Source organism: Streptomyces sp. NPDC001410 (assembly GCF_042895235.1).
GTDB lineage: Bacteria > Actinomycetota > Actinomycetes > Streptomycetales > Streptomycetaceae > Streptomyces.
Genome location: NZ_JBIAWE010000012.1, coordinates 253,718 through 280,050, shown reverse-complemented (window position 1 = coordinate 280,050; position 26,333 = coordinate 253,718). Strand labels below are relative to the sequence as shown.

20 protein-coding genes are annotated in these 26,333 nt (G+C 68.8%); 8 read left to right on the top strand and 12 right to left on the bottom strand.

The features are described from left to right. Positions 1 to 92: 92 nt before the first annotated feature. From ACFY3C_RS27155 to ACFY3C_RS27135, 5 genes are all read right to left on the bottom strand, one after another. Positions 93 to 1,028 (bottom strand): anti-sigma factor family protein, encoded by a 936-nt coding sequence (locus ACFY3C_RS27155; RefSeq protein ID WP_390772575.1) that lies wholly within the window; start codon positions 1,026 to 1,028, stop codon positions 93 to 95. Further along, complete coding sequence (gene sigM / locus ACFY3C_RS27150) at positions 1,025 to 1,750, bottom strand: RNA polymerase sigma factor SigM (protein WP_390772574.1); 726 nt, start codon at positions 1,748 to 1,750, stop codon at positions 1,025 to 1,027. Before sigM ends, ACFY3C_RS27155 begins: the two co-directional genes overlap by 4 nt. Before the next feature lie 22 nt (positions 1,751 to 1,772). Next, positions 1,773 to 3,470, bottom strand: a complete 1,698-nt coding sequence (locus ACFY3C_RS27145; protein ID WP_390772573.1) for a serine/threonine protein kinase — start codon at positions 3,468 to 3,470, stop codon at positions 1,773 to 1,775. Between the two features lie 118 nt (positions 3,471 to 3,588). Beyond that, complete coding sequence (gene murJ, locus ACFY3C_RS27140; RefSeq protein WP_390772572.1) at positions 3,589 to 5,958, bottom strand: murein biosynthesis integral membrane protein MurJ; 2,370 nt, start codon at positions 5,956 to 5,958, stop codon at positions 3,589 to 3,591. A 46-nt stretch (positions 5,959 to 6,004) separates the two neighbouring features. Then, on the bottom strand, positions 6,005 to 8,371 hold the full coding sequence (locus ACFY3C_RS27135) for a DUF6049 family protein (RefSeq protein ID WP_390772571.1): 2,367 nt from the start codon (positions 8,369 to 8,371) through the stop codon (positions 6,005 to 6,007). Between the two features lie 257 nt (positions 8,372 to 8,628). On the opposite strand from ACFY3C_RS27135, the gene ACFY3C_RS27130 reads away from it, so the two are divergent. Continuing rightward, positions 8,629 to 10,071, top strand: a complete 1,443-nt coding sequence (locus tag ACFY3C_RS27130; protein WP_389178993.1) for a CCA tRNA nucleotidyltransferase — start codon at positions 8,629 to 8,631, stop codon at positions 10,069 to 10,071. A 43-nt stretch (positions 10,072 to 10,114) separates the two neighbouring features. Here the strand turns inward: ACFY3C_RS27130 and ACFY3C_RS27125 are convergent, their stop codons facing one another. The 3 genes from ACFY3C_RS27125 to ACFY3C_RS27115 form a co-directional block, all read right to left on the bottom strand. Continuing rightward, the gene (locus ACFY3C_RS27125) at positions 10,115 to 11,425 is read right to left on the bottom strand and encodes an MFS transporter (protein ID WP_390772570.1); all 1,311 of its coding nucleotides are present in this window, start codon (positions 11,423 to 11,425) and stop codon (positions 10,115 to 10,117) included. A gap of 189 nt (positions 11,426 to 11,614) precedes the next feature. Further along, complete coding sequence (locus ACFY3C_RS27120) at positions 11,615 to 12,697, bottom strand: inositol-3-phosphate synthase (protein WP_386572629.1); 1,083 nt, start codon at positions 12,695 to 12,697, stop codon at positions 11,615 to 11,617. A gap of 43 nt (positions 12,698 to 12,740) precedes the next feature. Next, positions 12,741 to 13,421 (bottom strand): helix-turn-helix transcriptional regulator, encoded by a 681-nt coding sequence (locus tag ACFY3C_RS27115; protein ID WP_386572628.1) that lies wholly within the window; start codon positions 13,419 to 13,421, stop codon positions 12,741 to 12,743. A gap of 363 nt (positions 13,422 to 13,784) precedes the next feature. Here ACFY3C_RS27115 and ACFY3C_RS27110 point away from each other — a divergent pair, with 363 nt between their 5' ends. Together ACFY3C_RS27110 and ACFY3C_RS27105 are read left to right on the top strand one after the other, a co-directional pair. Next, positions 13,785 to 16,427, top strand: a complete 2,643-nt coding sequence (locus tag ACFY3C_RS27110; RefSeq protein WP_390772569.1) for a transglycosylase domain-containing protein — start codon at positions 13,785 to 13,787, stop codon at positions 16,425 to 16,427. Between the two features lie 129 nt (positions 16,428 to 16,556). Beyond that, on the top strand, positions 16,557 to 18,089 hold the full coding sequence (locus ACFY3C_RS27105; protein WP_390772568.1) for a glycosyltransferase family 87 protein: 1,533 nt from the start codon (positions 16,557 to 16,559) through the stop codon (positions 18,087 to 18,089). 117 nt (positions 18,090 to 18,206) lie between these two features. Here ACFY3C_RS27105 and ACFY3C_RS27100 read toward each other — a convergent pair whose 3' ends face one another. From ACFY3C_RS27100 to ACFY3C_RS27090, 3 genes are all read right to left on the bottom strand, one after another. Beyond that, complete coding sequence (locus ACFY3C_RS27100; protein WP_386572624.1) at positions 18,207 to 19,238, bottom strand: alanine racemase; 1,032 nt, start codon at positions 19,236 to 19,238, stop codon at positions 18,207 to 18,209. Between the two features lie 83 nt (positions 19,239 to 19,321). Further along, on the bottom strand, positions 19,322 to 20,443 hold the full coding sequence (gene femX, locus ACFY3C_RS27095) for a peptidoglycan bridge formation glycyltransferase FemX (RefSeq protein WP_386572623.1): 1,122 nt from the start codon (positions 20,441 to 20,443) through the stop codon (positions 19,322 to 19,324). Between the two features lie 179 nt (positions 20,444 to 20,622). After that, positions 20,623 to 20,940, bottom strand: a complete 318-nt coding sequence (locus ACFY3C_RS27090; RefSeq protein ID WP_390772567.1) for a hypothetical protein — start codon at positions 20,938 to 20,940, stop codon at positions 20,623 to 20,625. A gap of 264 nt (positions 20,941 to 21,204) precedes the next feature. Here ACFY3C_RS27090 and rpsF point away from each other — a divergent pair, with 264 nt between their 5' ends. From rpsF to rplI, 4 genes are all read left to right on the top strand, one after another. Then, positions 21,205 to 21,495 (top strand): 30S ribosomal protein S6, encoded by a 291-nt coding sequence (rpsF, locus tag ACFY3C_RS27085; protein WP_003956532.1) that lies wholly within the window; start codon positions 21,205 to 21,207, stop codon positions 21,493 to 21,495. Positions 21,496 to 21,575: 80 nt separating this feature from the next. Beyond that, positions 21,576 to 22,157: a single-stranded DNA-binding protein gene (locus tag ACFY3C_RS27080; RefSeq protein WP_390772566.1), complete on the top strand. Its 582-nt coding sequence runs from the start codon at positions 21,576 to 21,578 to the stop codon at positions 22,155 to 22,157. A gap of 40 nt (positions 22,158 to 22,197) precedes the next feature. After that, complete coding sequence (rpsR, locus tag ACFY3C_RS27075) at positions 22,198 to 22,434, top strand: 30S ribosomal protein S18 (protein WP_003949403.1); 237 nt, start codon at positions 22,198 to 22,200, stop codon at positions 22,432 to 22,434. Between the two features lie 18 nt (positions 22,435 to 22,452). Further along, positions 22,453 to 22,899 (top strand): 50S ribosomal protein L9, encoded by a 447-nt coding sequence (gene rplI / locus ACFY3C_RS27070; protein ID WP_067000461.1) that lies wholly within the window; start codon positions 22,453 to 22,455, stop codon positions 22,897 to 22,899. A 113-nt stretch (positions 22,900 to 23,012) separates the two neighbouring features. Here rplI and ACFY3C_RS27065 read toward each other — a convergent pair whose 3' ends face one another. Beyond that, positions 23,013 to 24,350: an MATE family efflux transporter gene (locus ACFY3C_RS27065; protein WP_390772565.1), complete on the bottom strand. Its 1,338-nt coding sequence runs from the start codon at positions 24,348 to 24,350 to the stop codon at positions 23,013 to 23,015. Between the two features lie 458 nt (positions 24,351 to 24,808). On the opposite strand from ACFY3C_RS27065, the gene dnaB reads away from it, so the two are divergent. Further along, on the top strand, positions 24,809 to 26,284 hold the full coding sequence (gene dnaB / locus ACFY3C_RS27060) for a replicative DNA helicase (protein WP_386572619.1): 1,476 nt from the start codon (positions 24,809 to 24,811) through the stop codon (positions 26,282 to 26,284). Positions 26,285 to 26,333: the final 49 nt, after the last annotated feature.

The following is a 26,333-nucleotide window of genomic DNA, read 5'->3' as shown; positions in this document are numbered from 1 at the left end:
CCTAAGGGGCGCGCATTCCCGGTGTGTCCGGGCACACGGGGATGGCACACGGTACGGATGACCGCACAGACGGAGACGAATCCTCTCCGGACTCAGGTTCGAGGGAGGGACTGCTTGAGCAGGACCTTGCCGGCGGACGAGGGGTCCTGGTGGACGCAGTCCGCGTCGACGACATAGGCCGTGACCCGGGTGTTGTCGCCGGCGTCGGGCATCACGACGAGATAGGCACTCCTGCCGGCATAGGTACCGGTCTTGGCACCGAGGGCGTCGTCGCTGCTGTTGATCGCCTTCCGGACGCAGTCGGGAACCGAGGGCTGGGTCTGGATGAGGGTGTTCGCGCTCTGCGTGGACCCGGGGCTGTTCTGCTGGGAGTCGATGCCCGAGCGCGGCCGCTGGCTCTCGGAGCCCCGCTCCGTGCCCTTCTTCGTGGCGAGCAGGTCCTTCACCTGGCTCTGCACGCTGTCCCCGGAGAACGCGCTGGCGGCCGGTGTCGGCCGACCGTGAGCCGTTGTGTCGGAGCCACCGCTGACGAGCGACTGGAGGACGAGAGACCCGGCCCCCAGGACGGCGGCGGTGAGAACGGCACCCAGGGCGACGGTCCTGCGGCGCCGGCCGCGCTCGCGTCCCTTCCGTCCCGGGCCGGTAGATCCACTGGGGCGCCCGAGGGGGCGGTCCGACGGGACCGATGTTTCACGTGAAACATGACCGCCCGTGCGTGCCGGCTCTTCGGATGCGGAAACGAGGAGAGGTGCGTCCAGGGCTTCAGGTGCGGTGGAGGCAAGCAGCGCTTCGGCGGCGAGGGCGGCGTCGATACGCCCGGCGACGTCCGCGGGCATGGGCGTTGGGCCCGGCATGGTGCCGAGCAGCCCCCGGATCTCCTCCAGCGAGGCATGCACGTCCGCGCACAGCTCGCACCCTTCCAGGTGGCGCCGTAGTTCCGTGCTCCGGTCCGGTGGGAGGAGGCCTTCGGTGAGGTCGGAGATCTCGGCGACGTCCGGGTGCCCGGCCGTGTCTGTCGAGTAAGTCACGCTCGCCCACCTCCGCCCTTCACTGCGGTTGAATCGCTCGGACCCGTACGTCCCGGACCCTTGTCATGAGGACCTGCCGCAGGTGGGACGGATTTCCCTTCCACCCGGTTCCGTCCCGGCTCGGGCTCTTTTTCGTCACCGGTGCTTCCGGGCCGCAAATGGGTGAGGAGCGGAAGGAGTCTGGCCCGGCCTCGGGCGCACCGGCTCTTCACCGTCCCCGTCGGCACATCAAGGATCCGGGCGGCCTCGGCCACGGGGTAGCCCTGCATGTCCACGAGGACCAGAGCCGCACGCTGCTCATACGGAAGCGTGCCGAGCGCCTCGAGGAGCTGGCGGTGCACATCGTTCCGCTCGGCAGGAGCGGAGGCCGACTCGTGCGGCTCCAGCAGCTGCTCCAGCCGCTCGGTGTCGTCGACCGGAGCGGTCTTCCTGGAGGCGGCCTTGCGGGCCCGGTCCAGGCAGGCGTTCACGGTGATGCGATGCAGCCAGGTCGTGACGGCCGACTGCCCTCGGAAGGTGTGCGCGGCCCGGTAGGCGGACACCAGCGCATCCTGGACGGCGTCGGCGGCCTCCTCCCGGTCCCCCAGCGTCCGCAGCGCCACCGCCCAGAGCCGGTCCCGATGCCGCCGCACGATCTCACCGAAGGCATCGGGGTCGCCTTCCACATGGCGGGCGAGCAGATCCTGGTCGCTCACTCCGTCGTATCCGGCGCCCTCTGCCATCATCCCCTCCCGAGCGGAGACCTCAGCTGGTCACCTTGATGTCTGCCACTCTGCCCCGCCAGTGGTCTCCCCCGTCTGAAGGCAGCTTGGTCAGCCACACCAGGAGGTACCGGGTCTTGAGGGACGTGCCAGGCTTGAGCACCACCGTCGTGCCCGATCCGCTGGCAGCCTTGGTATAGGCGTCAAGCGATGTCGGTTCCGACCCCGCGTCCGCGCCGGCGGCACGGAGCTCGACCGAAGTCTGCCCGACGAAGGTGACCGTCACCTTTCCGACCTGCTGGACCTTACCGAGGTCGAGGACCATCCCGACGCCCGGCTTCAGATTGCCGAACTCCGGGCTCAGGTAGAAGCTCGTCTCCCAGTTGGTGGACGGGCTGTTGTCGAAGGCCTTCGTTATGTCATCAGGGTTTTCAGAGCGGTCGTCGCTGAACGGGTCGAAGTCGCGGCCGCCCTTGATGGGGACGGGAGTGCCGGACGCCGGCTTCTTCGGGCCCTTGTCCCCGCCGTCCTGAACCTGTGTCTTGTTGGTGTCGTCCGACTTGTCGCCCTGGCCCATCAAGGCGTCCGCCAGCTGCCAGCTGCCCAGACCCAGGGCGGCGATGAGGAGGGCCGAGACAGCCCACTTCAGGGCCTTGCCGGTGCGGCTCTGCAGCGGGGGCGGCGGGGCCACGATCGGCTGCGTGGCACCGGGGCGCGCTGCAGGGCGGCCGTACGTGCCCTGCTGGTACGTCGTGCGCTGGTACTCCGGTGGGGCTGTGAACGCCGGCTCCGGCGGGCGGATGCGGGGCATCTCACCGATCGCCTTGACCAGCTCCTCCGGCGTCGTGCACGCAGCCTCGTGCCGGGACGCGGTGGCCCCGTCGTTGACGAGGGCGCGCATGGCGAGTTCGGACAGGCCGCGGTGGACCCCGGCGCGCACCTGGTCCGGGGCGATCAGGCCGATGTCCTTGGGCAGGCCGGACAGGCCGTAGGCGTCGTTCTCGTACGGCCAGCGCTGGGTCAGCGCCGCGTACAGCAGGGCGCCGATCGACTCGGTGTCGGTGCGCTGCGGGGTGTCGGAACTGATGCCGCGCAGCGCCGCGTTCACGGCGAGGCCGCGGATGCGCCACTGACCGGTGGAGGCGCGCAGGACGGCGTTCGGGTTCAGCCGCAGATGGGCGAGGCCCTCGCGGTGTGCGGCGGCCATGGCAGAGGCGACCTGACTGACCATCTGGTAGGCGTCGTGCGGCTCCAGCGGGCCGGCCGCCAGCAGCGCGGTCAGTTCGGTGGCGTCGGGCAGCCACTCGTGCACGACGTAGACGAGGTCGTTCTCCTCGACGGCGTCCAGGACCTGGACGAAGCGTGGATCGCCGAGCAGCGCCGAGGAACGGGCGGCGGCCAGCACCGACCGGGCCCGCGCATGGTCCGCGGGAAGGATGTGGACGCCGACGGCGCGACGGAGTTTCTCGTCGACCGCACGCCAGCTGCTGAATCCGTCCAGACGGGTGACGCACTCCTCGAGACGGTAGCGTCTGGCGAGTTTGTGACCGCTGTGCAGTTCTGGCGGTGAGGCCTTCTTTCCGTGACCGTCCGTCCCGCCGCTCCCCTGCCCCTCGCTGTCCGTGTCCCGCTCCGGGTTCTGGGCCACCCCGTCGGCCGTGGACTGGTCCGCCTTGGCGGTCAGCGGCTGCTCGCCGCTGTTGTCTGCCACGTCGACGGCAGCCGTGCTCCGTTCCGCCACCGTCGTCCCTGCCTCCCCATCCGTTGCACGCTGTCCGACGCCGAATCCAATTGTGCCCACAGTCCGCCGCTATGCACGACACACAGCTGCGGACGATGGTTGTGCGCCTACCCCCGCCTCAGCGACCCAGACGCCCGCGCACCATGCCCACGAGCGAGTTGAGTTCGTCGATCCGCATCCGGCGGGCGGCCACGAAGAAGACGCCGAGCAGGACCGCACCGCCGACGACCAGCGCCGCGAAGGATCCGATGACGCCCTGACCGAGGGTGTGTCCGATGCCGTAGCAGGCCGCACCGCTGAGCAGGGCCGCCGGTACCGAGGCGATACCGAGCCGCGCGTACGTCCGCAGCACCCGTGCGCCATCCAGGTCACCGCCGAGCCGCTTGCGCAGCCTCCGCCAGGCGACGCCCACACCGATCGCGTAGGCGAGGCCGTACGCGGCGGCCATGCCCGCGACCGCCCAGCGGGCCGGCAGCAGGAAGTAGCAGAGCGCGGAGGCGCCCGCGTTGACCGCCGCCACGATGACGGTGTTGTAGAAGGGCGTCCGGGTGTCCTCGTAGGCGTAGAAGGCGCGCAGGACCACGTACTGCACGGAGTACGGGATCAGGCCGAGGGCGAAGGCCATCAGCATGTAACCCATGTTGACGGCTGAGCTGGTGCCCGCGGAGCCGAAGATCAGCGTGCACATCGGGATGCCGAGCGAGAGGAAACCGAAGGCGATGGGCACGATGGCGACCGCGGTGGTGCGCAGGCCCTGCGAGATGTCGTCACGGACGGCGCCGCCGTCACCTTCGGAGGCCGAGCGGGAGATGCGCGGCAGCAGCGCGGCCATGAGGGACACCGTGATGATGGCCTGCGGCAGGCCCCAGATCAGCTGGGCGTTGGCGTAGGCGGCGAAGCCGGTGCCCTTGACACCGGAGGCGTCGCCGGCAGCGGTGGAGAGCTGCGTCACGACCATGGCGCCCACCTGGTTGGCGAGGACGAACAGGATCGTCCACTTGGCGAGCATCGCGGCCTTGCCCAGGCCGTGGCCCTTCCAGTCGAAGCGCAGCCGGATCCGGAATCCGGTCTCGCGCAGGTAGGGGATCATCGCGAGGGCCTGGACGACCAGGCCGAGCAGCACACCGACACCGAGCAGTCGCTGACCCTGCGGCGGGATGTTGTCGACGCCCAGGTGGGAGTTGGCTGCGGTGCCGTAGACCCAGATGAACGCGCCGAGCGAGATGATGATGACGATGTTGTTCAGGACCGGCGTCCACATCATCGCGCCGAACTTCCCGCGCGCGTTCAGGATCTGACCCATCACCACGTGGATGCCCATGAAGAAGATCGAGGGCAGGAAGTAGCGGGTGAAGGTGACCGCGACGTCGTTGGCCGCAGGGTTGTCGGCGATGGTGGGAGACAGTGCCCGCACCAGCAGCGGCGCCGCGAGCATCGCGAGGGCGGTCAGCGCGGCCAGGGCCACCATCACGAGGGTCAGCAGACGGTTGGCGAAGGCCTCGCCGCCGTCCTCGTCCTCCTTCATCGAGCGCACCAGCTGGGGCACGAAGACGGAGTTGAGACCGCCGCCGACCGTGAGGATGTAGATCATCGTCGGCAGCTGGTAGGCCACCTGGAAGGAGTCGGCGAGGAAGCCGAGGCCCAGCGCGGCCGCGATCAGCGCGGAGCGGATGAAACCGGTGAGCCGGGACACCATCGTGCCCGCCGCCATGACCGCGCTGGACTTGAGCAGCCCGGCGGCCTTCCCGCCCTTCTTCGGGACGGGAGCCGGGGGTGCGGATGCCTCCGCGGCAGCGGACGGACCGGCGGGCTCGGGAGCTGAGGCCGGGGCCGGCACCGGCGGCTGGAGCGGCTGCCCGGGGGCGGGCGGACCGGCCTGGTACGGCGTCTCGGCGTACTGGTTCGCGTACTGCGGGCTCTGGGGGGCGTGCGGCGGCGCCGGGTACGGAGCCGCTGGGCCCTGCCCGGGGCCCGGCACGGCAGCCGTGCCGGGAACGGCCGGGGGATCCATCGGCGCGGGCGTACCGCCCTGCTGCTGGTCCCGGAAGAGATGCGCGAAGGCGTCGGGCTGGTGGTACTCCTCGCCGGAGTGCGTCACCAGGTCGTCCACGCCCACGAACTGGGTCGTACGGGGGTCGTCACCGTACGGCAGGTACTGGGCCGCGCCCTCCGGCTCCGGCGCCGGGGTCTGCGCCCACACGCGCGGGTCGGGGGCGTACGGCGACTGGGCCGGCTGGCCGTACAACGGCTGCTGCTGCTCGTACGTGCCCGGGGGCGGCGGGGGGTGCGCGGCACGGTCGTAGAGCGCCTCGGCGACCGGGTCCTGGGCGGCGAGATCGTGGTCTCGGTAGGGGTCCTGGTCGTAGGCGTCCTGGAGGTACATGTCCGCAGCGTGCTGCGGCGGCACCTGCCCGGGCTCGGGCGTCGGCTCGGGGTAGCCGGAGCCGGCTGCGCCCGGAGCGCGGTCACCGTCGTACGGCGCGTTCATGGTTACCCCACCTCATCGTCCCGGGCCACACCGGCCACGACATCGCTCAACGGTCCACTCTCTCACCCGTCCCGGACGGGTCGGCGCTTTCCGGTGCGGTGTCCGGTGCAGGGTCACTCGGCTGCTCCGGGTCGTCTGCCCCGGAGGGGGCGTCGGACTCCTCCGGGAGACGGTCCCCGGGGGCCCCGGGGTTCCCGGGCTTCTCGCCGGTGTCCTCCTCCGCGGCGTCGGGGCCGTCGTCCTCGGCCTGACGGGCGGCCGCACGCTTGCGCTGGGTGTACATCCGGAAGCCGGCCAGGACGAGGAGGAGCACGCCGCCGCCGATGACCAGCATGACCGTGGGCGTGACCTCGGTGACCTTCACATCGAACTGGACTTGGTCGCCGTATTCCTGACCGTCCTCGGTGTACAGCTGGGCGTAGACCGATACCCGGCCATTGGCGTTGGCCGAGGTGGTGAACTTCACGGACTGGCTGTGGCCGCCGGAGACCTCGACGCGCTGCTCGTAGTAGGCCTTGCCGCCGATCTTCAGGCGGGTCGGGTTCGTCGAGGTGAGCCGCAGCACGAGGTGGTTCACGGGCTGGACCAGGTTGTTCTGGACGGTCACCGGGATGGTGGCGCTGCGCCCGGAGAGCTTGGTCTCGGACTTCTCGATCAGCTTGACCTGGTCGGCCAGTTCGTCGAGCCAGTTCTCCACGTCGCCCCGGAAGCTGTCCGCCTGGGTGCCGCGGCCTCGCCACGACGTGGACATCTCACGGTTTATGGCCCTGCCGAACGGGGTGACCACGCGGGACTGGTCGCTGAGGATCACCTTGAAGTTGTCGAGCTTCTCCTGGGTGCGCGCGATCTGCTCGAAGGCCGTCCTGGGCAGCTCCTGCTTGCGCAGCGAGGAGGGGTAGGCGGACGTGGACGGGATGCGCGTGGTGGCGTCCGGGTCGGGCTTGGCCTTGGCGGCCGCGGTGAGGTTCTGCGACTGCGACCAGGTGCCGTCCTGGAGCGCCTTCAGCGCCGTCGCCATCGCCTGGGCCTGGCTCGCCGACGGCATGCGCTGCGGAGCGACGACGATGCTGCGCTGCTCGTCCGTCTGCGCGTTCACCTCCAGACTCTGCGCCAGGAACTCCTGCACGGCGAGCGTGGCCGAGTCCGCCTTGGTCAGATCGCCCGCGAAGGCCGTGGACAGCCGTGCGTCGGCCACCACCGCCGTCGTACCGCCGCCGACGGGGCGGGCGGCGGAGGGCGTGTACGACAGCCCGGCGGTCTCCTGGAGGCTGTCGCTGCGGGCGATCACCCGGTCGGCACCGGCCGAGGTGGCGACCTTCATGATCGACGGGTCCACGGCGCCTTCCACCGGCCAGGCGAAGTCCGTGCTCGGTGTGACATGAAGCACGGTCTTCACGGTGGTGGCGGCGACGTCGGTGGCGTCCTTGAGGTGGCTGAGCGAGCCGGTGACGCTGGTGCCGTTGTGCGCGAGGGAGGCCAGGTCCGGGTCGGCGAAGGGCAGGGCGACGACCTCCTTGCCCGCCACGGCCTTCTGCAGGCCGGCCAGCCACTGCTTGGCGACCGCCTGGTGGGTGCCGGCCGTGGTGGTGTTGCCCTCGCCCTGGACGCGGTAGTTGCCCGCCATCGCATCCACCGACGCCAGCAGGTCCGGGTCGATCACCCAGGTGACGTCGAGGTCCTTGCCCAGTTCCAGCATCTGCGCCAGCCGACCGCCCCGGGCGAGCTCCTTGGCCAGGTCGTCGTTGAGGAACACCGGCGTCTGCAGCTCGCCGGCACCTGTCCGGGCCGTCATGTGGACGGTGGAGATCAGCGGCCACAGGAACGTCGTCTTCGTCTTCGTGTCGGCCTCGGAGGGCTGCCACGGCAGGAACGTCTGCTGGACGCCGAGCACCTGCTCCCAGGGCTGCGCGGCGGTCTGGCCGGACAGGGCGACGCCGAACTCGTAGACGCCGTCGTCGCCGAGGTCCAGCTTGTCCACCGGGACCGAGATGCTGAAGTGCTCGGCGACGCCCGGGGCCAGCTTGGCGAACTTCTCCTCGTACTTTCCGCCGACCTCGGTGCCGGTGGTGCTCTGGAGGTCGTCGGAGCGCTGGGCGACCCCGTCGATCGCCGAGCGCGTGTTCAGCATGCGACCCACCCGCAGGCCCACGTGGGCGCCGGTGACGGCCTGCTTGCCGTTGTTGGTCACCGTGCCGGACACGGTCAGCGTGTCGCCGTCCGTGGGGGCGCTGGGGCTGAGTGAGTCCACCGAGACGGACACGGCGTCCGAGGAAGCGGCCTGTGCCGGCCCCGCGGCGGGCAGCTGGAGGAGCCCGGCCAGCAGGGGCACACCGGCGAACAGTCCTCCGGTGCGCCGCAGCCACCGGCGCACCGGTGAGGCACTGGTCCCCTGGAAGTCAGCCGCCTCGGCCACGCGCTCGCCCGTCCCTCGTCGTCGTCAGTGGTCGTCGGAATGTGCGTCCACGCATGGTAACGAGGCGCGCTGAGGTGAAGTGCCGCGGTCTGCTCCGCAAGATCGTGGGGCAGTAGCGACCCGTCCTCTATATCCAGTATCGAGGGGAGAGCGGATGTACGCCGTAAGCGCAGCCCTTGTGCGCTTATGGCAGGAGGCATCCGTGCCCGTCCAATCGAGGCGCCCCGGGGCGCCGGGGCCACGTACCCTCTTCTGTTGTGCCGAACCCCATCGATGACAATCCCTCTGCCCTGAGCCAGGCGCAGCAACGCGCTGTGAGCGAGCTGCTACGGGTGGCCCCCGTGGCCGACGATCTCGCCCGCCGTTTCCAGGAGGCCGGGTTCTCGCTCGCCCTGGTGGGCGGCTCGGTCCGCGACGCGTTGCTCGGCCGGCTCGGCAACGACCTGGATTTCACCACCGACGCGCGCCCCGAGGACGTACTGAAGATCGTGCGGCCCTGGGCGGACGCCGTCTGGGAGGTCGGGATCGCCTTCGGCACGGTCGGGGCGCAGAAGGACGGCTACCTGATCGAGGTGACCACCTACCGGTCCGAGGCGTACGACCGCACCTCGCGCAAGCCCGAGGTGTCGTACGGCGACTCCATCGAGCAGGATCTGGTCCGTCGGGACTTCACGGTCAACGCGATGGCCGTGGCGCTGCCGGAGAAGGAGTTCATCGACCCGCACGGCGGCCTGGAGGACCTCGCGGCCCGGGTGCTGCGCACCCCCGGTACGCCCGAGGAGTCGTTCTCGGACGATCCGCTGCGGATGATGCGGGCCGCCCGGTTCGCCGCCCAGCTGGACTTCCAAGTGGCTTCCGAGGTCGTCACGGCGATGACGGACATGGCCGGGCGGATCGAGATCGTCTCGGCCGAGCGGGTGCGGGACGAGTTGAACAAGCTGATCCTCTCCGCGAACCCGCGCAAGGGTCTGAGTCTTCTGGTCGACACCGGGCTCGCCGACCACGTCCTGCCCGAGCTGCCGGCCCTGCACCTGGAGCGTGACGAGCACCACCGGCACAAGGACGTCTACGACCACACGCTGATCGTGCTGGAGCAGGCGATGGCGCTGGAGGAGGACGGCCCCGACCTCACGCTGCGCCTGGCCGCGCTGCTGCATGACATCGGCAAGCCGCGCACCCGCCGCTTCGAGAAGGACGGCCGGGTCTCGTTCCACCACCACGAGATGGTGGGCGCGAAGATGACCAAGAAGCGCATGACGGCTCTGAAGTACTCCAACGACCTGGTGAAGGACGTCTCGCGTCTGGTCGAACTCCACCTGCGCTTCCACGGCTACGGCACCGGCGAGTGGACGGATTCGGCGGTGCGCCGCTATGTCCGTGACGCGGGCCCGCTCCTGGACCGCCTGCACAAGCTGACCCGCTCCGACTGCACCACGCGGAACAAGCGGAAGGCGGCCGCGCTGTCGCGGGCCTACGACGGCCTGGAGGAGCGCATCGGGCAGCTCCAGGAGAAGGAGGAGCTGGACTCGATCCGCCCGGACCTCGACGGCAACCAGATCATGGAGATCCTGGGCGTCGGCCCCGGACCCGTCATCGGCAAGGCGTACAAGCACATGCTGGAGCTGCGCCTGGAGAACGGTCCGATGGAGCACGATGCGGCGGTGGCGGCCCTCAAGGAGTGGTGGGCCGAACAGAGCTGAGGCCGTGGACGGGGCATGTTTCACGTGAAACATGACCGAGGGCCTAGCGAGGGGGCGATGTTTCACGTGAAACATCGCCCCCACTGCTGTCTCGGCGCGCTTCGAAGCGGGCCATGGCCACCGCGACCCCGCCGTAGATCAGGGCGACGAACACCACCAGCACCGCTGACCGGCCGTCCGGCGGGAGCATCAGGGCGGCCACTCCGGCAGCGCCCACGAAGGCGACGTTGAAGAGGACGTCGTACACGGAGAAGATCCGGCCCCGGAAACCGTCCTCGACCGAGGACTGGACGATCGTGTCCGTGGCGATCTTGGCTCCCTGAGTGATCAACCCCAGGACGAAGGTCGCGACCATCAGGGGGCCGGTGGCGAACGGCAGACCCAGCGCAGGCTCCAGAACCGCGGCCACACCGGAGCAGACCACGATCCAGCGGCCGGGGCCGAGCCGGCCCACCGCCCACGGTGTCACCACGGCGGCCGCGAAGAAGCCCGCGCCGGACACCGCCACGGCGAGTCCGAGCAGCCGGAGTCCTTCGTCCGGGGTCGCGGCGAGGGTGTACCGGCACAGCATGAGGAGCAGGACGAGGAGCGCGCCGTAGCAGAAGCGCATCAGCGTCATCGAGGCCAGCGCCCAGGCCGCTTCCCGGCGCCGGGGCTCGGCCAGGTGCCGCACGGCCGCGAGCAGATCGCGTGCGGTGTCGGCGACCGCGGTCGGCAGGTGGGGCTGCGTCGGCAGCCGGTCGGGGCCCAGCAGCGCGGGAGCCATCCTCAGTGAGGTCAGCGCGGCACAGAGATAGAGGAAAGCGCCGAGCAGGACCACCGCGGCATCGGAGCCCGCCGCCACGAGCCGTACGAGGAAGGCGAGGCCGCCGCCCGCGGTCGCGGCGAGTGTTCCGGCCGTCGGGGACAGGGAGTTGGCGATCACCAGGCGCTCGGCGTCGACCACGCGCGGCAGGGCGGCCGACAGCCCGGCGAGGACGAAGCGGTTGACGGCCGTGACGCACAGCGCGGAGACATAGAACAGCCAGTCCGGCACCGAGCTGACCATCAGCACGGCGGTGGCCGCCGCCAGCAGTGCGCGCAGCAGGTTGCCGTACACGAGGACCTGGCGGCGGCGCCAGCGGTCCAGCAGGACGCCCGCGAAGGGACCGACCAGCGAGTAAGGGAGCAGCAGGACCGCCATCGCCGAGGCGATCGCCACGGCCGAGGTCTGTTTCTCCGGGGAGAAGACGACGTACGCGGCGAGCGCGACCTGATAGACGCCGTCGGCGCCCTGCGAGAGGAGGCGTACGGACAGCAGGCGTCGGAAGTCCCGCAGACGCAGCAGGACGCGCAGGTCACGGACGACGGGCATGGAGCAAAGCCTCACATATGCCGAGGGTCCCCGGGTCAGGAAACCCGGGGACCCTCACAGCCCTGGCAGGAGCGTTCTGTGCGGTGTGCTGGCTGTCGAGCTAGCGCACCGCGTGGTGCCGACTAGCGCACCGCGTGGTGCCGACTAGCGCACCGCGTGGTGTCGACTAGCGCACCGCGTTGTGTCGAGCTAGCGCTCGACGTCACCGCGGATGAACTTCTCGACGTTCTCGCGGGCCTCGTCGTCGAAGTACTGGACCGGCGGGGACTTCATGAAGTAGCTCGACGCCGACAGGATCGGGCCGCCGATGCCGCGGTCCTTGGCGATCTTCGCGGCGCGCAGGGCGTCGATGATGATGCCGGCGGAGTTCGGGGAGTCCCAGACCTCGAGCTTGTACTCCAGGTTCAGCGGGACGTCGCCGAAGGCGCGGCCCTCGAGGCGGACGTACGCCCACTTGCGGTCGTCCAGCCAGGCCACGTAGTCGGACGGGCCGATGTGGACGTTCTTCTCGCCGAGGTCCCGGTCGGGGATCTGGGAGGTGACGGCCTGCGTCTTGGAGATCTTCTTGGACTCCAGGCGGTCACGCTCGAGCATGTTCTTGAAGTCCATGTTGCCGCCGACGTTCAGCTGCATCGTGCGCTCGAGGCGCACACCACGGTCTTCGAACAGCTTCGCCATGACGCGGTGCGTGATGGTGGCGCCGACCTGGGACTTGATGTCGTCACCGACGATCGGGACGCCCGCCTCGGTGAACTTGTCCGCCCACTCCTTGGTGCCGGCGATGAAGACCGGAAGGGCGTTGACGAAGGCGACCTTGGCGTCGATGGCGCACTGGGCGTAGAACTTCGCCGCGTCCTCGGAACCGACGGGCAGGTAGCAGACGAGCACGTCGACCTGCTTGTCCTTGAGGACCTGGACGACGTCGACCGGCTCCTCGGCGGACTCCTCGATGGTCAGGCGGTAGTACTTGCCGAGGCCGTCGAGGGTGTGGCCTCGCTGGACCGTGACGCCCTTGTTCGGAACGTCGGCGATCTTGATGGTGTTGTTCTCGGAGGCGCCGATCGCGTCCGCGAGGTCGAGGCCGACCTTCTTGGCGTCCACGTCGAAGGCGGCGACGAACTCGACGTCACCGACGTGGTAGTCGCCGAACTGCACGTGCATCAGGCCGGGGACCTTCGACGCCGGGTCGGCGTCCTTGTAGTACTCGACTCCCTGCACCAGCGACGCGGCGCAGTTGCCCACGCCGACGATGGCTACGCGAACCGAACCCATTCCGGTTGCTCCCTGTGTGTACGAGTGAGGCCCTGAGTGGGTCTCACGTGGCGGTGTCGCCGGGCGTATCCGTCCGGGGGGTTTCCCCGGGACGGGGCAGGCCGCCCGTCGCTCCAGTTGTGGTGTCCTGCTGAGCGGACCCCCCGGATGCGGAACCCTTCAGGTCCCGACCGGCCCGCTCGCTCTCGATGAGCTCGTTCAGCCAGCGCACTTCGCGCTCCACGGACTCCATCCCGTGGCGCTGGAGCTCAAGCGTGTAGTCGTCGAGGCGCTCCCGGGTGCGCGCCAGGGAGGCGCGCATCTTCTCCAGGCGCTCCTCCAGGCGGCTGCGCCGGCCCTCCAGCACGCGCATACGCACATCACGCGACGTCTGCCCGAAGAAGGCGAACCGTGCGGCGAAGTGCTCGTCCTCGTAAGCGTCAGGACCGGTTTGTGAAAGAAGCTCCTCGAAGTGCTCCTTACCTTCTGCCGTCAACCGGTACACGATCTTCGCGCGGCGTCCGGCGAGGGGAGCGGCGAGGGCGTCGTCATGGGTGCTGCCTTCCTCGATCAACCAGCCGTTGGCGACCAGCGTCTTGAGGCAGGGGTAGAGGGTCCCGTAGCTGAACGCCCGGAACACACCCAGCGACGTGTTGAGTCGTTTGCGCAGCTCATAGCCGTGCATCGGGGACTCGCGCAGCAGCCCGAGTACGGCGAACTCAAGGATGCCGGAACGCCGGCTCATGATCGCCTCCTCTCGGTCCGCAGCGTCTTTATCTCGCGCTGATGTATCGACTCGATACATCCCGACGATAGAACGGCCTTCCGCATGCGACAAGAGGGAGGACGGTGAACGGGATCACATCACCGATTCGTAGGAAGCGAGTTGCCTGTTTTGGGGTGAACCTCGGGGCTCGGCAGGTTTTGGCGGTGCGTAGTCTGTGCGGCATGCAGACCACCGGGAACCAAGTGACGCCTGGGGGGCGTCGTCGTCCCCGGTGCAGTACGGGTGAATGCGGAACCGACCACATCCGTACTTCGGGGGGACCGGAAACCAGCCGCCGTTCCAGGCGCGCACGGGTGCGCCTGCCCGAGGAGTAATCGTTCGATGAGCGAGCACCGTCGCAAACCGCCGCCGCCGCAGGGAGGCGGACGTGCCGCGGCCCGACGCGGCCAGCCCGGCCCGTCCTCCGGCCGCCGTGCGGCACCGCGAGGCGCCACCGGGTCTTCTGCCGACTCCTATGGTTCCAGTTCCCATGGGTCGGACTCCTACGGCTCGGGGGGTGAGGAGCGCCCCTACGGCAGCCGCGCCGAGGCACGCCGGGCGGCGCAGAGAGGCGGCGGCAGGCGCCGTACCGCCGACAACGCAGGTCCGGGCGGCCGGCGCGGCGGTCCGGGCGGACCGACCGGGCCCGGACGCGGCAGAGGCCGTGCGGCGGCACCGCCCGGCAAGAAGCGATTCATCGACTACCCACGGGCGGGCAAGTACGGCTGGCACCGCTGGGTGCCGTCCTGGAAGCTCGTCTCGGGTCTGTTCATCGGCTTCGTCGGCGCTCTCGTCGCCATGGTCGGCATCGGCTTCGCGATGGTGCAGATCCCCAGCGAGAACATCGCCGCCCAGTCGCAGAACAACGTCTACTACTGGGCCGACAACACTCGGATGGTGGCCACCGGCACCGGCGTCAACCGCCAGAACGTCACCATCGACAAGATCCCCGAGGCCATGCAGTACGCGGTGATCTCGGCCGAGAACAAGAGCTTCTACAAGGACTCGGGTGTCGACCCCATGGGTATCGTCCGAGCCCTGGCCAACATGGCGCGAGGCGGTCAGACGCAGGGTGGTTCGACCATCACCCAGCAGTTCGTCAAGAACACGTACCTGAGCCAGGACCAGACCGTCACCCGCAAGTTCCGCGAGATGTTCATCTCCATAAAGGTGGGTGCCAAGCTCAAGAAGCCGCAGATCCTCCAGGGCTATCTGAACACCTCGTACTACGGCCGCGGTGCCTACGGCATCCAGGCCGCCGCCCAGACCTACTACAACGTGGACGCGGTCAAGCTCACGCCGAGCCAGTGTGCCGTCCTCGCGGCGCTGCTGAAGGGCCCGACCTACTACGACCCGGCGGGCAACCCGGACCTGGACAAATCGGCGACCCAGGCTGCCAACACCAAGCGCTCGCAGGAGCGGTGGCGCTGGATCCTCGGTGAGATGCACAAGGACAAGCACCTCTCCGACGCCCAGTACCAGGACGCCCTCAAGAAGTACCCCGAGCCCCAGGGCCGCAAGGCGACCAAGGGCATGACCGGCCAGATCAGCTACCTGGCCGACACGGCGAAGAAGTACGTCCTGAGCCACTCCGACATCTCGGAGGCGGATTTCGACCGGGGCGGCTACCAGATCTACACGACCTTCAAGAAGAACAAGGTCAACGACCTGGCCGCGGCCGTGAAGAAGATCCAGAAGTCGCGCCTCGACCCGAAGCGCCGCGACCTGGACAAGTACGTCCAGTTCGGTGCGGCCTCGGTGGTGCCCAACGACGGCGCGATCGTCGCCCTCTACGGCGGTGACGGTTACGAGAACGGGCACTTCACCAACAACGCCGACACCTCGGGTGTCCCCGTCGGTTCGACGTGGAAGCCGTTCGTGCTGGCCGCGGCCATGGAGTACGGGACGTACAAGACCCAACCCGAGGGCCTCTCGCCGCTGAGCAAGTACAACGGCAACGACAAGCTCAAGGTCCTGAACCAGGACGGCTCCACCGTCCTGAAGAAGGACGGCTCGCCGTTCTACCAGCGCAACGAGAGTGACCATCGCTGGGGCTACATCACCCTGCGCAAGGCGATGGAGCAGTCCATCAACACGCCGTTCGTCCAGCTCGGCATGGACGTGGGGATGTCGAAGGTCCGGGACGTGGCCGGCTCGACCGGCATCCTCCCCCAGAGCATGTCGAAGGACCTCAACCCGTCGTTCGCCATCGGTACGTCCACTCCCAGCGCGATCCGTATGGCCGACGCCTACGCGACCTTCGCGGCGTCCGGCAAGCAGGCGGATCCGTACTCGGTGACCAGTGTCAAGAAGGACGGCGTGGACGTGCCCGGCTTCGAGAAGCCCAAGGTCAAGCGGGCGATGGACTCGAACATCGCCAACAACGTCACGGACGTCCTGCAGAACGTCATCCAGAACGGTACCGGTCAGAACGCCAAGGCCCTGGGCCGTACGGCGGCGGGCAAGACCGGTACCACCGACAGCAACAAGTCGGCCTGGTTCGTGGGCTACACCCAGCAGCTGTCCACCTCGGTGGCGATGTTCCGCGAGAACCCGAAGGACCACGAGCTGCTCTCCATGAACGGCACGGCCGGCGTGCCGTCGATCCATGGTGGTGACATCCCGACGTCGGTGTGGACCGAGTACATGAAGGCCGCGCTGAAGGGGAGCAACGACCTGGGCTTCCCGGAAGCCACCGAGATCGGCAAGGTCCAGGACGAGGTGGGCGCGCCTTCGCCGACTCCGTCGGTCACCATCACACCGAGTGAGACTCCCAGCGAGACGCCGAGCGCCACGCCCAGCGAGACGGCCACCTCGCCGTCGCCCACGGTGAGCCAGCCCTGCAACAACTGGAAGTGCGTCCCCACCGGCACGGACGGCGGTACGACGGACGGGGGTGTCAGCTCCAGTCCGACACCCACGGATACGAGCGGCACCACTAAAGGCAACGGCAACGGAGGCATCTTCGCAGGTCAGACCGGCTAGCCGGGCAGTCTGACCGATTGGTGGTCATATCGCCCGCCAAGGGTGTTTCACGTGAAACGAGGGCCGCCGCATCCACGAGGTGCGGCGGCCCTCGGCGTATTCCTAGACAGGTACGGCAGGATGTGGCCCATGCCCAGTGCAGAGATGACGCCCGCGAGCGTGCACGAGCCCGAGCCCGTGCGGCCTGCCGGTGCGGAGCCGGTGCGGCCGACCAGGGAGGACGAGGTCGCCGCGGCCGGGAGTGAGCTGATCGGTGGCCCCATCGGGCGGCGCGCCCTGCTCGGGACGACCTGGTGGACTCCCGTACGGGTCGTCGCGCTCGTCGCGATCGGCATGTTCGCGCTCGGCCTCGTCCAGAAGGCGCCCTGCTATCACAGCGCCTGGTTCTTCGGCGCCAGCTCGCAGTACACGCATGCCTGCTACTCGGACATCCCGCACCTCTATCAGGGGCGCGGTTTCGCCGACGGGCTGGTGCCGTACTTCGACAAGCTCCCGGGCGACATGGACTACCTCGAATACCCGGTGCTGACCGGTGTGTTCATGGAGGTGGCCGCCTGGCTCACGCCCGGCAGCGGCACCATCCAGCACCAGGAGCAGTGGTACTGGTTCGTCAACGCCGGGATGCTGATGGCCTGTGCGGCCGCCATCGCCGTCTGTGTGGCCCGCACCCACCGCCGACGCCCCTGGGACGGCCTGCTGGTCGCTCTGGCGCCCGCCTTCGCCCTCACCGCCACCATCAACTGGGACCTGCTGGCGGTGGCTCTGACGGCCGCCGCGATGCTGATGTGGTCGCGGGGGCGCGCCGTCGCCTTCGGAGTCCTCCTGGGGCTCGCCACGGCCGCCAAGCTCTATCCCGTCTTCCTGCTCGGCCCGCTGCTGGTGCTGTGCTGGCGGGCCGGCAAGTGGCGGGAGTTCTTCCAGGCCGTGGGCGGAGCCGTCGTCGCCTGGCTCGTCGTGAACCTGCCGGTGATGTACTTCGCCTTCCAGGGCTGGTCGAAGTTCTACACGTTCAGCCACGACCGGGGTGTCGACTTCGGCTCCTTCTGGCTGATCTGGGCGCAGAACTCCAGCAACCCGCCCACCACCGACTTCGTGAACACCTCCGCCACCGTGCTGGTGGTGCTGTGCTTCCTCGGCATCGCGGCACTCACCCTCACCGCTCCGCGCCGGCCGCGCTTCGCCCAGCTCGCGTTCCTGATGGTGGCGGCCTTCATCCTCACCAACAAGGTCTACTCCCCGCAGTACGTCCTGTGGCTGGTGCCGCTGGCCGTCCTCGCCCGGCCCAAGTGGCGGGACTTCCTGATCTGGCAGGCGTGCGAGGTGGCGTACTTCCTGGGCATCTGGATGTACCTCGCCTACACGACCAGCGGAGACGCCCACAAGGGTCTACCGACGCAGGGCTACCACTGGGCGATCGCGTTGCACCTGCTGGGCACGCTGTACCTGTGCGCCGTCGTCGTACGCGACATCCTCATGCCCGAGCGGGACGCGGTGCGCCGGTCCGGCGACGACGACCCCTCGGGCGGGGTGCTCGACGGCGCGGAGGACGTCTTCGTGCTCGGTGCGGCGGCCCATCCCCCGCGGCACGCCGCCCACTTCGACGCTCCTCAGGTGGACTGGGGGAGGCCGGAACCGCCGTCGCACGAGGACCGTTCGCTCTGAGCGAACACCCTCTCGGCATTCCTCGGCGTCCCCTCGGCACCACGTCCGGGCCCTCGGTGGGCATGAAGAAGGCCGTACACGAACGTCGTGTACGGCCTTTCGCTTCGGCAGCCGGGACTAGCGGTCCACGATCCGGTCGAACTGTGTGGTGGTGTGCCGCAGATGGGCCACCAGCTCGTCCCCGACCGTCGGCTCGGGGGCGTCCGACGGGACGAAGAGGATCGACACCTGCATGTGCGGCGGCTCGGCGAACCAGCGCTGCTTGCCGCCCCAGACGAACGGAGAAAGGTTCCGGTTCACCGTGGCGAGGCCGGCCCGTGCAACACCCTTGGCGCGCGGCATGACGCCGTGCAGGGCCTTCGGGGCCTCCAGGCCCACCCCGTGCGACGTACCGCCTGCCACGACCACCAGGAAGCCGTCGGAGGCCGCCTTCTGCTGCCGGTAGCCGAAGCGGTCGCCCTTGGCCACGCGCGTGACGTCCAGGACGGCGCCGCGGTACTCGGTGGCCTCATGGTCCCCCAGCCACAGCCGGGTGCCGATGCGGGCGCGGAACCGGGTCTGCGGGAACTGCTGCTGGAGCCGGGCGAGTTCCTCGGCCTTGAGGTGGCTGACGAACATGGTGTGCAGCGGCAGCCGGGCCGCCCGCAGCCGGTCCATCCAGCCGATGACCTCCTCGACGGCGTCCGAGCCGTCGGTGCGGTCCAGCGGCAGGTGGATGGCGAAGCCCTCCAGCCGGACGTTCTCGATGGCCTGGTGCAGCTGCGGCAGGTCCTGCTCGCTGATGCCGTGCCGCTTCATCGAGGACATCACCTCGATGACGACACGGGCGCCCACGAGGCCGTACACGCCGTCGATCGACGACACCGAGCGGACCACCCGGTCCGGCAGCGGGACGGGCTCCTCACCGCGCCGGTACGGCGTCAGCACCAGCAGGTCACCGCTGAAGTAGTCCTTGATGCGCGCGGCCTCGTACGTGGTGCCGACGGCGAGGATGTCCGCACCCAGGCGCCTGGCCTCCTCGGCCAGTCGTTCGTGTCCGAAGCCGTAGCCGTTGCCCTTGCAGACCGGGACGAGGCCCGGGAACTGCTCCTGCACGTGCTTGTGGTGCGCCCGCCAGCGCGCGGTGTCGACGTAAAGCGTGAGCGCCATGGCCGGACCCGGAACCTTTCTCGTGGCTGCGGTGAATCAGAGGTGCGAAAGCTGTGAAGCCTATCGAATCAAACGCCTGCGGCTCAGCGGCGCGACATGTAGATGTCGAGCGCCTTGTGGAGCAGCTTGTTCAGCGGGAAGTCCCATTCGCCCAGGTACTCGGCGGCCTGCCCGCCCGTGCCGACCTTGAACTGGATCAGGCCGAACAGGTGATCCGTCTCGTCCAGCGAGTCGGAGATGCCGCGCAGGTCGTAGACGGTGGCGCCGAGCGCGTAGGCGTCGCGCAGCATCCGCCACTGCATCGCGTTCGAGGGGCGGACCTCACGGCCGATGTTGTCGGAGGCGCCGTAGGAGTACCAGACGTGGCCGCCGACGATCAGCATGGTCGCGGCGGACAGGTTCACGCCGTTGTGGCGGGCGAAGTACAGCCGCATCCGGTTGGGGTCCTCGGTGTTGAGGGCCGTCCACATGCGCTGGAAGTACGACAGCGGGCGGGGCCGGAAGTGGTCGCGCACGGCCGTGATCTCGTACAGCCGCTGCCACTCGGCGAGGTCCTGGTAGCCGCCCTGGACGACCTCGACGCCGGCCTTCTCGGCCTTCTTGATGTTGCGGCGCCACAGCTGGTTGAAGTTCTTGTGGACCTCTTCCAGGGAGCGGCCCGCCAGCGGCACCTGGAAGACGTAGCGGGGCTGCACGTCACCGAAGCCGGCCCCGCCGTCCTCGCCCTGCTGCCAGCCCATGCGGCGCAGCTTGTCGGCCACCTCGAAGGCGCGCGGCTCGATGAAGTCGGCCTCCATGTCGCGCAGGCGCTTCACGTCCGGGCTCTGGATGCCCCGCTTGATGGTTTCCGCGTCCCAGCGGCGGATGATCACCGGCGGGCCCATCTTCACGGAGAAGGCACCCTGCTGCTTGAGGTGCGCCAGCATCGGCTGGATCCAGTCGTCCAGATTCGGCGCGAACCAGTTGATGACCGGGCCCTCGGGGAGATAGGCGAGGTAGCGCTTGATCTTGGGCAGCTGACGGTAGAGGACCAGGCCGGCGCCGACCATCTCGCTGGTGCGCTCGTCGAACCAGCCGAGGTGCTCCGAGCGCCACTCCGCCTTCACATCGGCCCAGGCCGGGACCTGCATGTGGCTCGCCGCCGGCAGGCTCTGGATGTAGGCCAGATGCTGCTCGCGGCTGATGGTCCTCAGGGTCAGGCTCATGTCGGGGCGCTCCTCGGGCTGGTGTGTCCCCATGGGTTCAGGGGCTCCGGCTCTCGCGCCGAAGCCTACTGCGCCTTGCGAGCACCCCGACTGGGGCGTACGGCACCTTCGCCCCGGCTTCTGGCCGCCGAGGCGTTTTCACGGTGTCGGAGAAGGTGCCGGACCGACGGCCGGACGGGTCAGCCGATGAGGCCGCCGAACAGTCCGCCGTTCGACATGCCGAGCATGAAGCCGACTCCGGCGGCACCGAGACCCAGGATCAGCCCGGTCCGCTCCCGCGTGGTCTCCGAGACCCACTGCCCGTACAGGCCGGTGATGATCCCCACCAGGCCGGCCCAGGACGAGAGCAGGTGAAGGCCGTGGAAGAAGGACGTGATGAAGGCGATCAGGCCCAGGGCCAGCGTCGCCACCATCAGGGTGTCCTGGAGCGGATGAGGCCTGCCGTCGGTGGCGAAGAAGGATCCGGCGGTGTTGGGTCGCAATGCCTGCTGTGCCATGAGGCACCTCCTGCGGATCGCGGCGCACTGTAGCGCCATACACACCCGATGTGTACAGATTGAAGGGCCCCCACCGCCGGATTTCAACCGGAAGCACGTGTGCGGGTAGTCTGTACCGCTGCACCGGTGTCTGCCCAGGCCGCTGCGGGGATCCCCCCGAGGAGCCCCCGATTGTCAGTGGTGGCCGATACCGTTGCGTACGCATCACAACCCTCCTGCCACGGAACGACCGTGGCCGCTGAGTCCAAAGGAGGTGGGTTCCACATGCGTCACTACGAGGTGATGGTCATCCTCGACCCCGATCTGGAGGAGCGCGCTGTCGCCCCCCTGATCGAGAACTTCCTCTCCGTCGTCCGTGAGGGCAACGGCAAGGTGGAGAAGGTCGACACCTGGGGCCGTCGTCGTCTCGCGTACGAGATCAAGAAGAAGCCCGAGGGCATCTACTCGGTCATCGACCTGCAGGCCGAGCCTGCGGTCGTGAAGGAGCTCGACCGCCAGATGAACCTGAACGAGTCGGTCCTCCGGACCAAGGTCCTCCGCCCCGAGACCCACTGAGCTTTCCCGCTCAGCTGATCTCGGGATTCGAGTAGCAGTAACAAGCAGCCAGAGCAGCAAACCCGCCGAGAGGTACCCCCATGGCAGGCGAGACCGTCATCACGGTCGTCGGCAACCTTGTCGATGACCCCGAGCTGCGCTTCACCCCGTCCGGTGCGGCGGTCGCGAAGTTCCGCGTCGCGTCCACTCCCCGCACCTTCGACCGCCAGACGAACGAGTGGAAGGACGGCGAGAGCCTCTTCCTCACGTGCTCGGTCTGGCGTCAGGCGGCGGAGAACGTCGCCGAGTCGCTCCAGCGAGGCATGCGCGTCATCGTGCAGGGCCGGCTGAAGCAGCGGTCCTACGAGGACCGTGAGGGCGTCAAGCGCACGGTCTACGAACTGGACGTCGAGGAAGTCGGCGCCAGCCTGCGCAACGCCACGGCCAAGGTCACCAAGACCGCCGCCGGTGGTGCTCGCGGTGGCCAGGGTGGTTACGGCGGCGGTGGCGGCCAGCAGGGCGGCGGCTGGGGCGGTGGCCCCGGTGGCGGTCAGCAGCAGGGCGGCGCTCCTGCCGACGACCCGTGGGCGACCGGCGCTCCCGCCGGTGGCAACCAGGGCGGCGGCGGCTGGGGCGGAGGCTCCGGCGGCGGTGGCGGCTACTCGGACGAGCCCCCCTTCTAGGGCTCGCATCCCCACTTCTTGATCACACAGGAGAAACATCATGGCGAAGCCGCCTGTGCGCAAGCCGAAGAAGAAGGTCTGCGCTTTCTGCAAGGACAAGGTCACGTACGTGGACTACAAGGACACGAACATGCTGCGGAAGTTCATTTCCGACCGCGGCAAGATCCGTGCCCGCCGTGTTACCGGCAACTGCACGCAGCACCAGCGTGACGTCGCCACGGCCGTCAAGAACAGCCGTGAGATGGCGCTGCTGCCCTACACGTCCACCGCGCGCTAAGGGAAGGGTGACCGACTAATGAAGATCATCCTCACCCACGAGGTCTCCGGCCTCGGTGCCGCTGGCGACGTCGTCGACGTCAAGGACGGTTACGCTCGCAACTACCTCATCCCGCGGAAGTTCGCTATCCGCTGGACCAAGGGTGGCGAGAAGGACGTCGAGCAGATTCGCCGCGCCCGCAAGATCCACGAGATCCAGACCATCGAGCAGGCCAATGCTGTGAAGGCCCAGCTCGAGGGCGTCAAGGTCCGCCTGGCCGTCCGCTCCGGCGACGCCGGCCGTCTCTTCGGTTCCGTCACCCCGGCCGACATCGCTTCCGCGATCAAGGCTTCCGGTGGCCCCGAGGTCGACAAGCGTCGCATCGAGCTGTCCGCCCCGATCAAGACCCTGGGCGCCCACGAGACGTCCGTGCGTCTGCACCCCGAGGTTGCCGCCAAGGTCAACATCGAGGTCGTCGCGGCGTGACGCTGCGCTCGGCTTGAGCAGTTGAGAGGGGCCGCCTCCTACGGGGCGGCCCCTCTTCGCGTTCGGTCTCAGTGCGGCTGTGCGCGGGGCGCTGCATGTTTCACGTGAAACGGTCAGCGCGTCGCACCCGTTACGATCCAGCGGCCCGAGCGGGCGCGGAGCCAGAGAGTCAGCATCCTGACCGTCATCATGAGCGTCATAGCCGCCCAGAGCGCGGTGAGGCCCCCGCCCAGCGTCAGGACGAGCAGCGCCACCGGGGCGAACACCGCCAAGGTCGCCACCATCGCCCAGGCCAGATACGGCCCGTCCCCAGCGCCCATCAGGACTCCGTCCAGCACGAAGACGATTCCGCAGACGGGCTGGGAGAGGGCCACCATCAGCAGTGCCGGAAGTGCCGCGTCCTTGACCACGGAGTCGCTGGTGAACAGCGGGAGGAACAGCGGCCGGGCGGCCACCACGAGGAGGCCCAGTACGACACCGGCGGCTACGCCCCACTGGACCATGCGGCGGCAGACCTCGCGGCTGCCGTGGGCGTCGTTCGCGCCGAGGTAGCGGCCGATGATGGCCTGCCCGGCGATCGCGATCGCGTCGAGGGCGAAGGCCAGCAGGCTCCACAGGGACAGGATGATCTGGTGGGCGGCGATGTCGGCGTCACCGAGGCGTGCCGCGACAGCCGTGGCGATCATGAGAATCGCCCGCAGCGACAGCGTGCGGACGAGCAGGGGAACTCCGGCCTGAGCCGAGGCCCGGATGCCGGCGGCATCCGGGCGCAGGGAGGCCCCGTGCTTGCGGGCCCCACGCACGACCACGGCCAGATAGACGGCCGCCATGCCGCACTGTGCGATGACGGTGCCCCAGGCGGATCCGGCGATGCCGAGTCCGGCGCCGTAGACGAGTCCCGCGTTGAGTGCGGCGTTGGCGACGAAGCCTGCGACAGCGACGTACAGCGGGGTCCTGGTGTCCTGCAGGCCGCGCAGCACACCGGTGGCGGCGAGGAGGACCAGCATGGCCGGGATGCCGAGTGCGGAGATGCGCAGATACGTCGTGGCATAGGGGGCAGCGGTGGCGGAGGCACCGAAGAGGTCCACGATGCCCGGAGCCAACGGGAGGACGAGGGCGATGACCGCCACTCCGAGGAGCAGGGCGAGCCAGATGCCGTCCATACCCTGACGGATGGCTGACTGGAGATCGCCGGAGCCGACGCGCCGGGCCACGGCGGCCGTGGTGGCGTAGGCGAGGAAGACGAAGACGCTCACGGCGGTGGTGAGGAGGGCCGAGGCCACGCCCAGACCGGCGAGCTGGGCGGTCCCGAGGTGGCCGACGATGGCGCTGTCGGCCATGACGAACAGAGGCTCCGCGACGAGTGCGCCGAAGGCCGGGACGGCCAGCGCGACGATCTCTCGGTCGTGCCGGCGGCGGGTGGCCTGGGGGATCGCTGGAGCCTGTGTCATGAGCACTAATCTAATCGTCCACAGGTAAGAGATGCAATTGCTGACTGACCCTTACTTCCGGTCTCGAACCGTGCACATGAGCGCACCGTTCGAGGCGATCTTGATCCGACTGGGGAAGTTTTTCTTCTGCACAGCCGGTGGACGGTAAAGGTGCAGGTCAAAGCGCTGCACTCGGCGGGATCGAGGGCTTGTTCACAGGGCTGTCCACCGCGTCGTGCACAGGTTTCGGCAGGTTCTCCACAGCATCCGGGCCGTCGTCCACATGGCCTGTGGATAACCAGATTGGCTGACGGTGCCGACAGGCCTACCGTTGTCCGGCGCCCGCTCCTTCCCTCGGCCTGGGAAACGTCACAAAACCGACGCGCCAGAAGCGGAGTTGGGCCTCTCAACTGTCAGTGTCGTGCCGTACAACAGAGGGCACGGCGAGGTCCGCCGTGCGGACGGGAGGAGGTGGCTCGGTGAGCATTTCCGAGCCCTTGGACGATCCGTGGGCCGACAGCGGACCCAGCGATCGTCTGCCCGCCTCCCGTCGCCGAAGCGACGGCGGCCGGGGCCGTGACGAACAGCACGACCGGGGCCGGGAGAACGGCGACTGGGAAGGCGGCACCTCCTTCGAGCGGGTGCCGCCGCAGGACCTGGACGCCGAGCAGTCCGTGCTGGGCGGCATGCTGCTGTCCAAGGACGCCATCGCCGACGTCGTCGAGGTCCTCAAGGGCCACGACTTCTACAAGCCGGCGCACGAGACGATCTACCAGGCGATCCTCGACGTCTACGCCAAGGGCGAGCCGGCCGACCCCATCACCATCGCCGCCGAACTCACCAAGCGCGGCGAGATCAACAAGGTCGGTGGCGCGTCGTACCTCCACACCCTCGTCCAGACGGTGCCTACGGCGGCGAACGCCGAGTACTACGCCGAGATCGTCCACGAGCGGGCGGTCCTGCGCCGCCTGGTCGAGGCAGGCACCCGCATCACGCAGATGGGATACGCGGCCGACGACGACGTCGACGAGATCGTCAACCGCGCCCAGGCCGAGATCTACGCAGTCACCGAGCAGCGCACCAGCGAGGACTATCTGCCGCTCGGCGACATCATGGAGGGCGCCCTCGACGAGATCGAGGCGATCGGCTCACGCAGCGGCGAGATGACCGGTGTGCCCACGGGCTTCACGGACCTGGACTCGCTGACCAACGGCCTGCACCCGGGCCAGATGATCGTCATCGCGGCCCGTCCCGCCATGGGTAAGTCCACGCTCGCGCTGGACTTCGCACGCGCGGCGTCGATCAAGCACAACCTGGCCAGCGTCATCTTCTCCCTCGAAATGGGGCGCAACGAGATCGCGATGCGTCTGCTGTCGGCCGAGGCGCGCGTGGCGCTGCACCACATGCGCTCGGGCACCATGACGGACGAGGACTGGACCCGCCTGGCGCGCCGTATGCCCGAGGTCTCCTCCGCGCCGCTCTACATCGACGACTCCCCGAACCTGTCGATGATGGAGATCCGCGCGAAGTGCCGCCGGCTGAAGCAGCGCAACGACATCAAACTCGTGATCATCGACTATCTGCAGCTGATGCAGTCCGGTGGTTCCAAGCGCTCCGAGAGCCGTCAGCAGGAGGTGTCGGACATGTCCCGTAACCTCAAGCTGCTGGCCAAGGAGCTGGAGGTCCCGGTGATCGCGCTCTCGCAGCTCAACCGTGGTCCCGAGCAGCGCACGGACAAGAAACCGATGGTGTCCGACCTGCGTGAGTCCGGCTCCATCGAGCAGGACGCCGACATGGTCATCCTGCTGCACCGTGAGGACGCCTACGAGAAGGAGTCACCGCGAGCGGGCGAGGCGGACATCATCGTGGGCAAGCACCGTAACGGCCCTACGGCGACGATCACGGTGGCCTTCCAGGGCCACTACTCCCGCTTCGTGGACATGGCCCAGACCTGACCCGGCCGGACTGCCGGAGAAATGAACTCGACGCATGGCGCCCCAGCGG

What these genes read in the sequence shown, in the direction of transcription:
- sigM (WP_390772574.1), bottom strand. Translation starts at nt 1,750, where the DNA reads ATGGCAGAGGGCGCCGGATACGACGGAGTGAGCGACCAGGATCTGCTC.
- murJ (WP_390772572.1), bottom strand. Translation starts at nt 5,958, where the DNA reads ATGAACGCGCCGTACGACGGTGACCGCGCTCCGGGCGCAGCCGGCTCC.
- ACFY3C_RS27125 (WP_390772570.1), bottom strand. Translation starts at nt 11,425, where the DNA reads ATGCCCGTCGTCCGTGACCTGCGCGTCCTGCTGCGTCTGCGGGACTTC.
- ACFY3C_RS27120 (WP_386572629.1), bottom strand. Translation starts at nt 12,697, where the DNA reads ATGGGTTCGGTTCGCGTAGCCATCGTCGGCGTGGGCAACTGCGCCGCG.
- ACFY3C_RS27115 (WP_386572628.1), bottom strand. Translation starts at nt 13,421, where the DNA reads ATGAGCCGGCGTTCCGGCATCCTTGAGTTCGCCGTACTCGGGCTGCTG.
- ACFY3C_RS27110 (WP_390772569.1), top strand. Translation starts at nt 13,785, where the DNA reads ATGAGCGAGCACCGTCGCAAACCGCCGCCGCCGCAGGGAGGCGGACGT.
- ACFY3C_RS27105 (WP_390772568.1), top strand. Translation starts at nt 16,557, where the DNA reads ATGCCCAGTGCAGAGATGACGCCCGCGAGCGTGCACGAGCCCGAGCCC.
- ACFY3C_RS27100 (WP_386572624.1), bottom strand. Translation starts at nt 19,238, where the DNA reads ATGGCGCTCACGCTTTACGTCGACACCGCGCGCTGGCGGGCGCACCAC.
- femX (WP_386572623.1), bottom strand. Translation starts at nt 20,443, where the DNA reads ATGAGCCTGACCCTGAGGACCATCAGCCGCGAGCAGCATCTGGCCTAC.
- ACFY3C_RS27090 (WP_390772567.1), bottom strand. Translation starts at nt 20,940, where the DNA reads ATGGCACAGCAGGCATTGCGACCCAACACCGCCGGATCCTTCTTCGCC.
- rpsF (WP_003956532.1), top strand. Translation starts at nt 21,205, where the DNA reads ATGCGTCACTACGAGGTGATGGTCATCCTCGACCCCGATCTGGAGGAG.
- ACFY3C_RS27080 (WP_390772566.1), top strand. Translation starts at nt 21,576, where the DNA reads ATGGCAGGCGAGACCGTCATCACGGTCGTCGGCAACCTTGTCGATGAC.
- rpsR (WP_003949403.1), top strand. Translation starts at nt 22,198, where the DNA reads ATGGCGAAGCCGCCTGTGCGCAAGCCGAAGAAGAAGGTCTGCGCTTTC.
- rplI (WP_067000461.1), top strand. Translation starts at nt 22,453, where the DNA reads ATGAAGATCATCCTCACCCACGAGGTCTCCGGCCTCGGTGCCGCTGGC.
- ACFY3C_RS27065 (WP_390772565.1), bottom strand. Translation starts at nt 24,350, where the DNA reads ATGACACAGGCTCCAGCGATCCCCCAGGCCACCCGCCGCCGGCACGAC.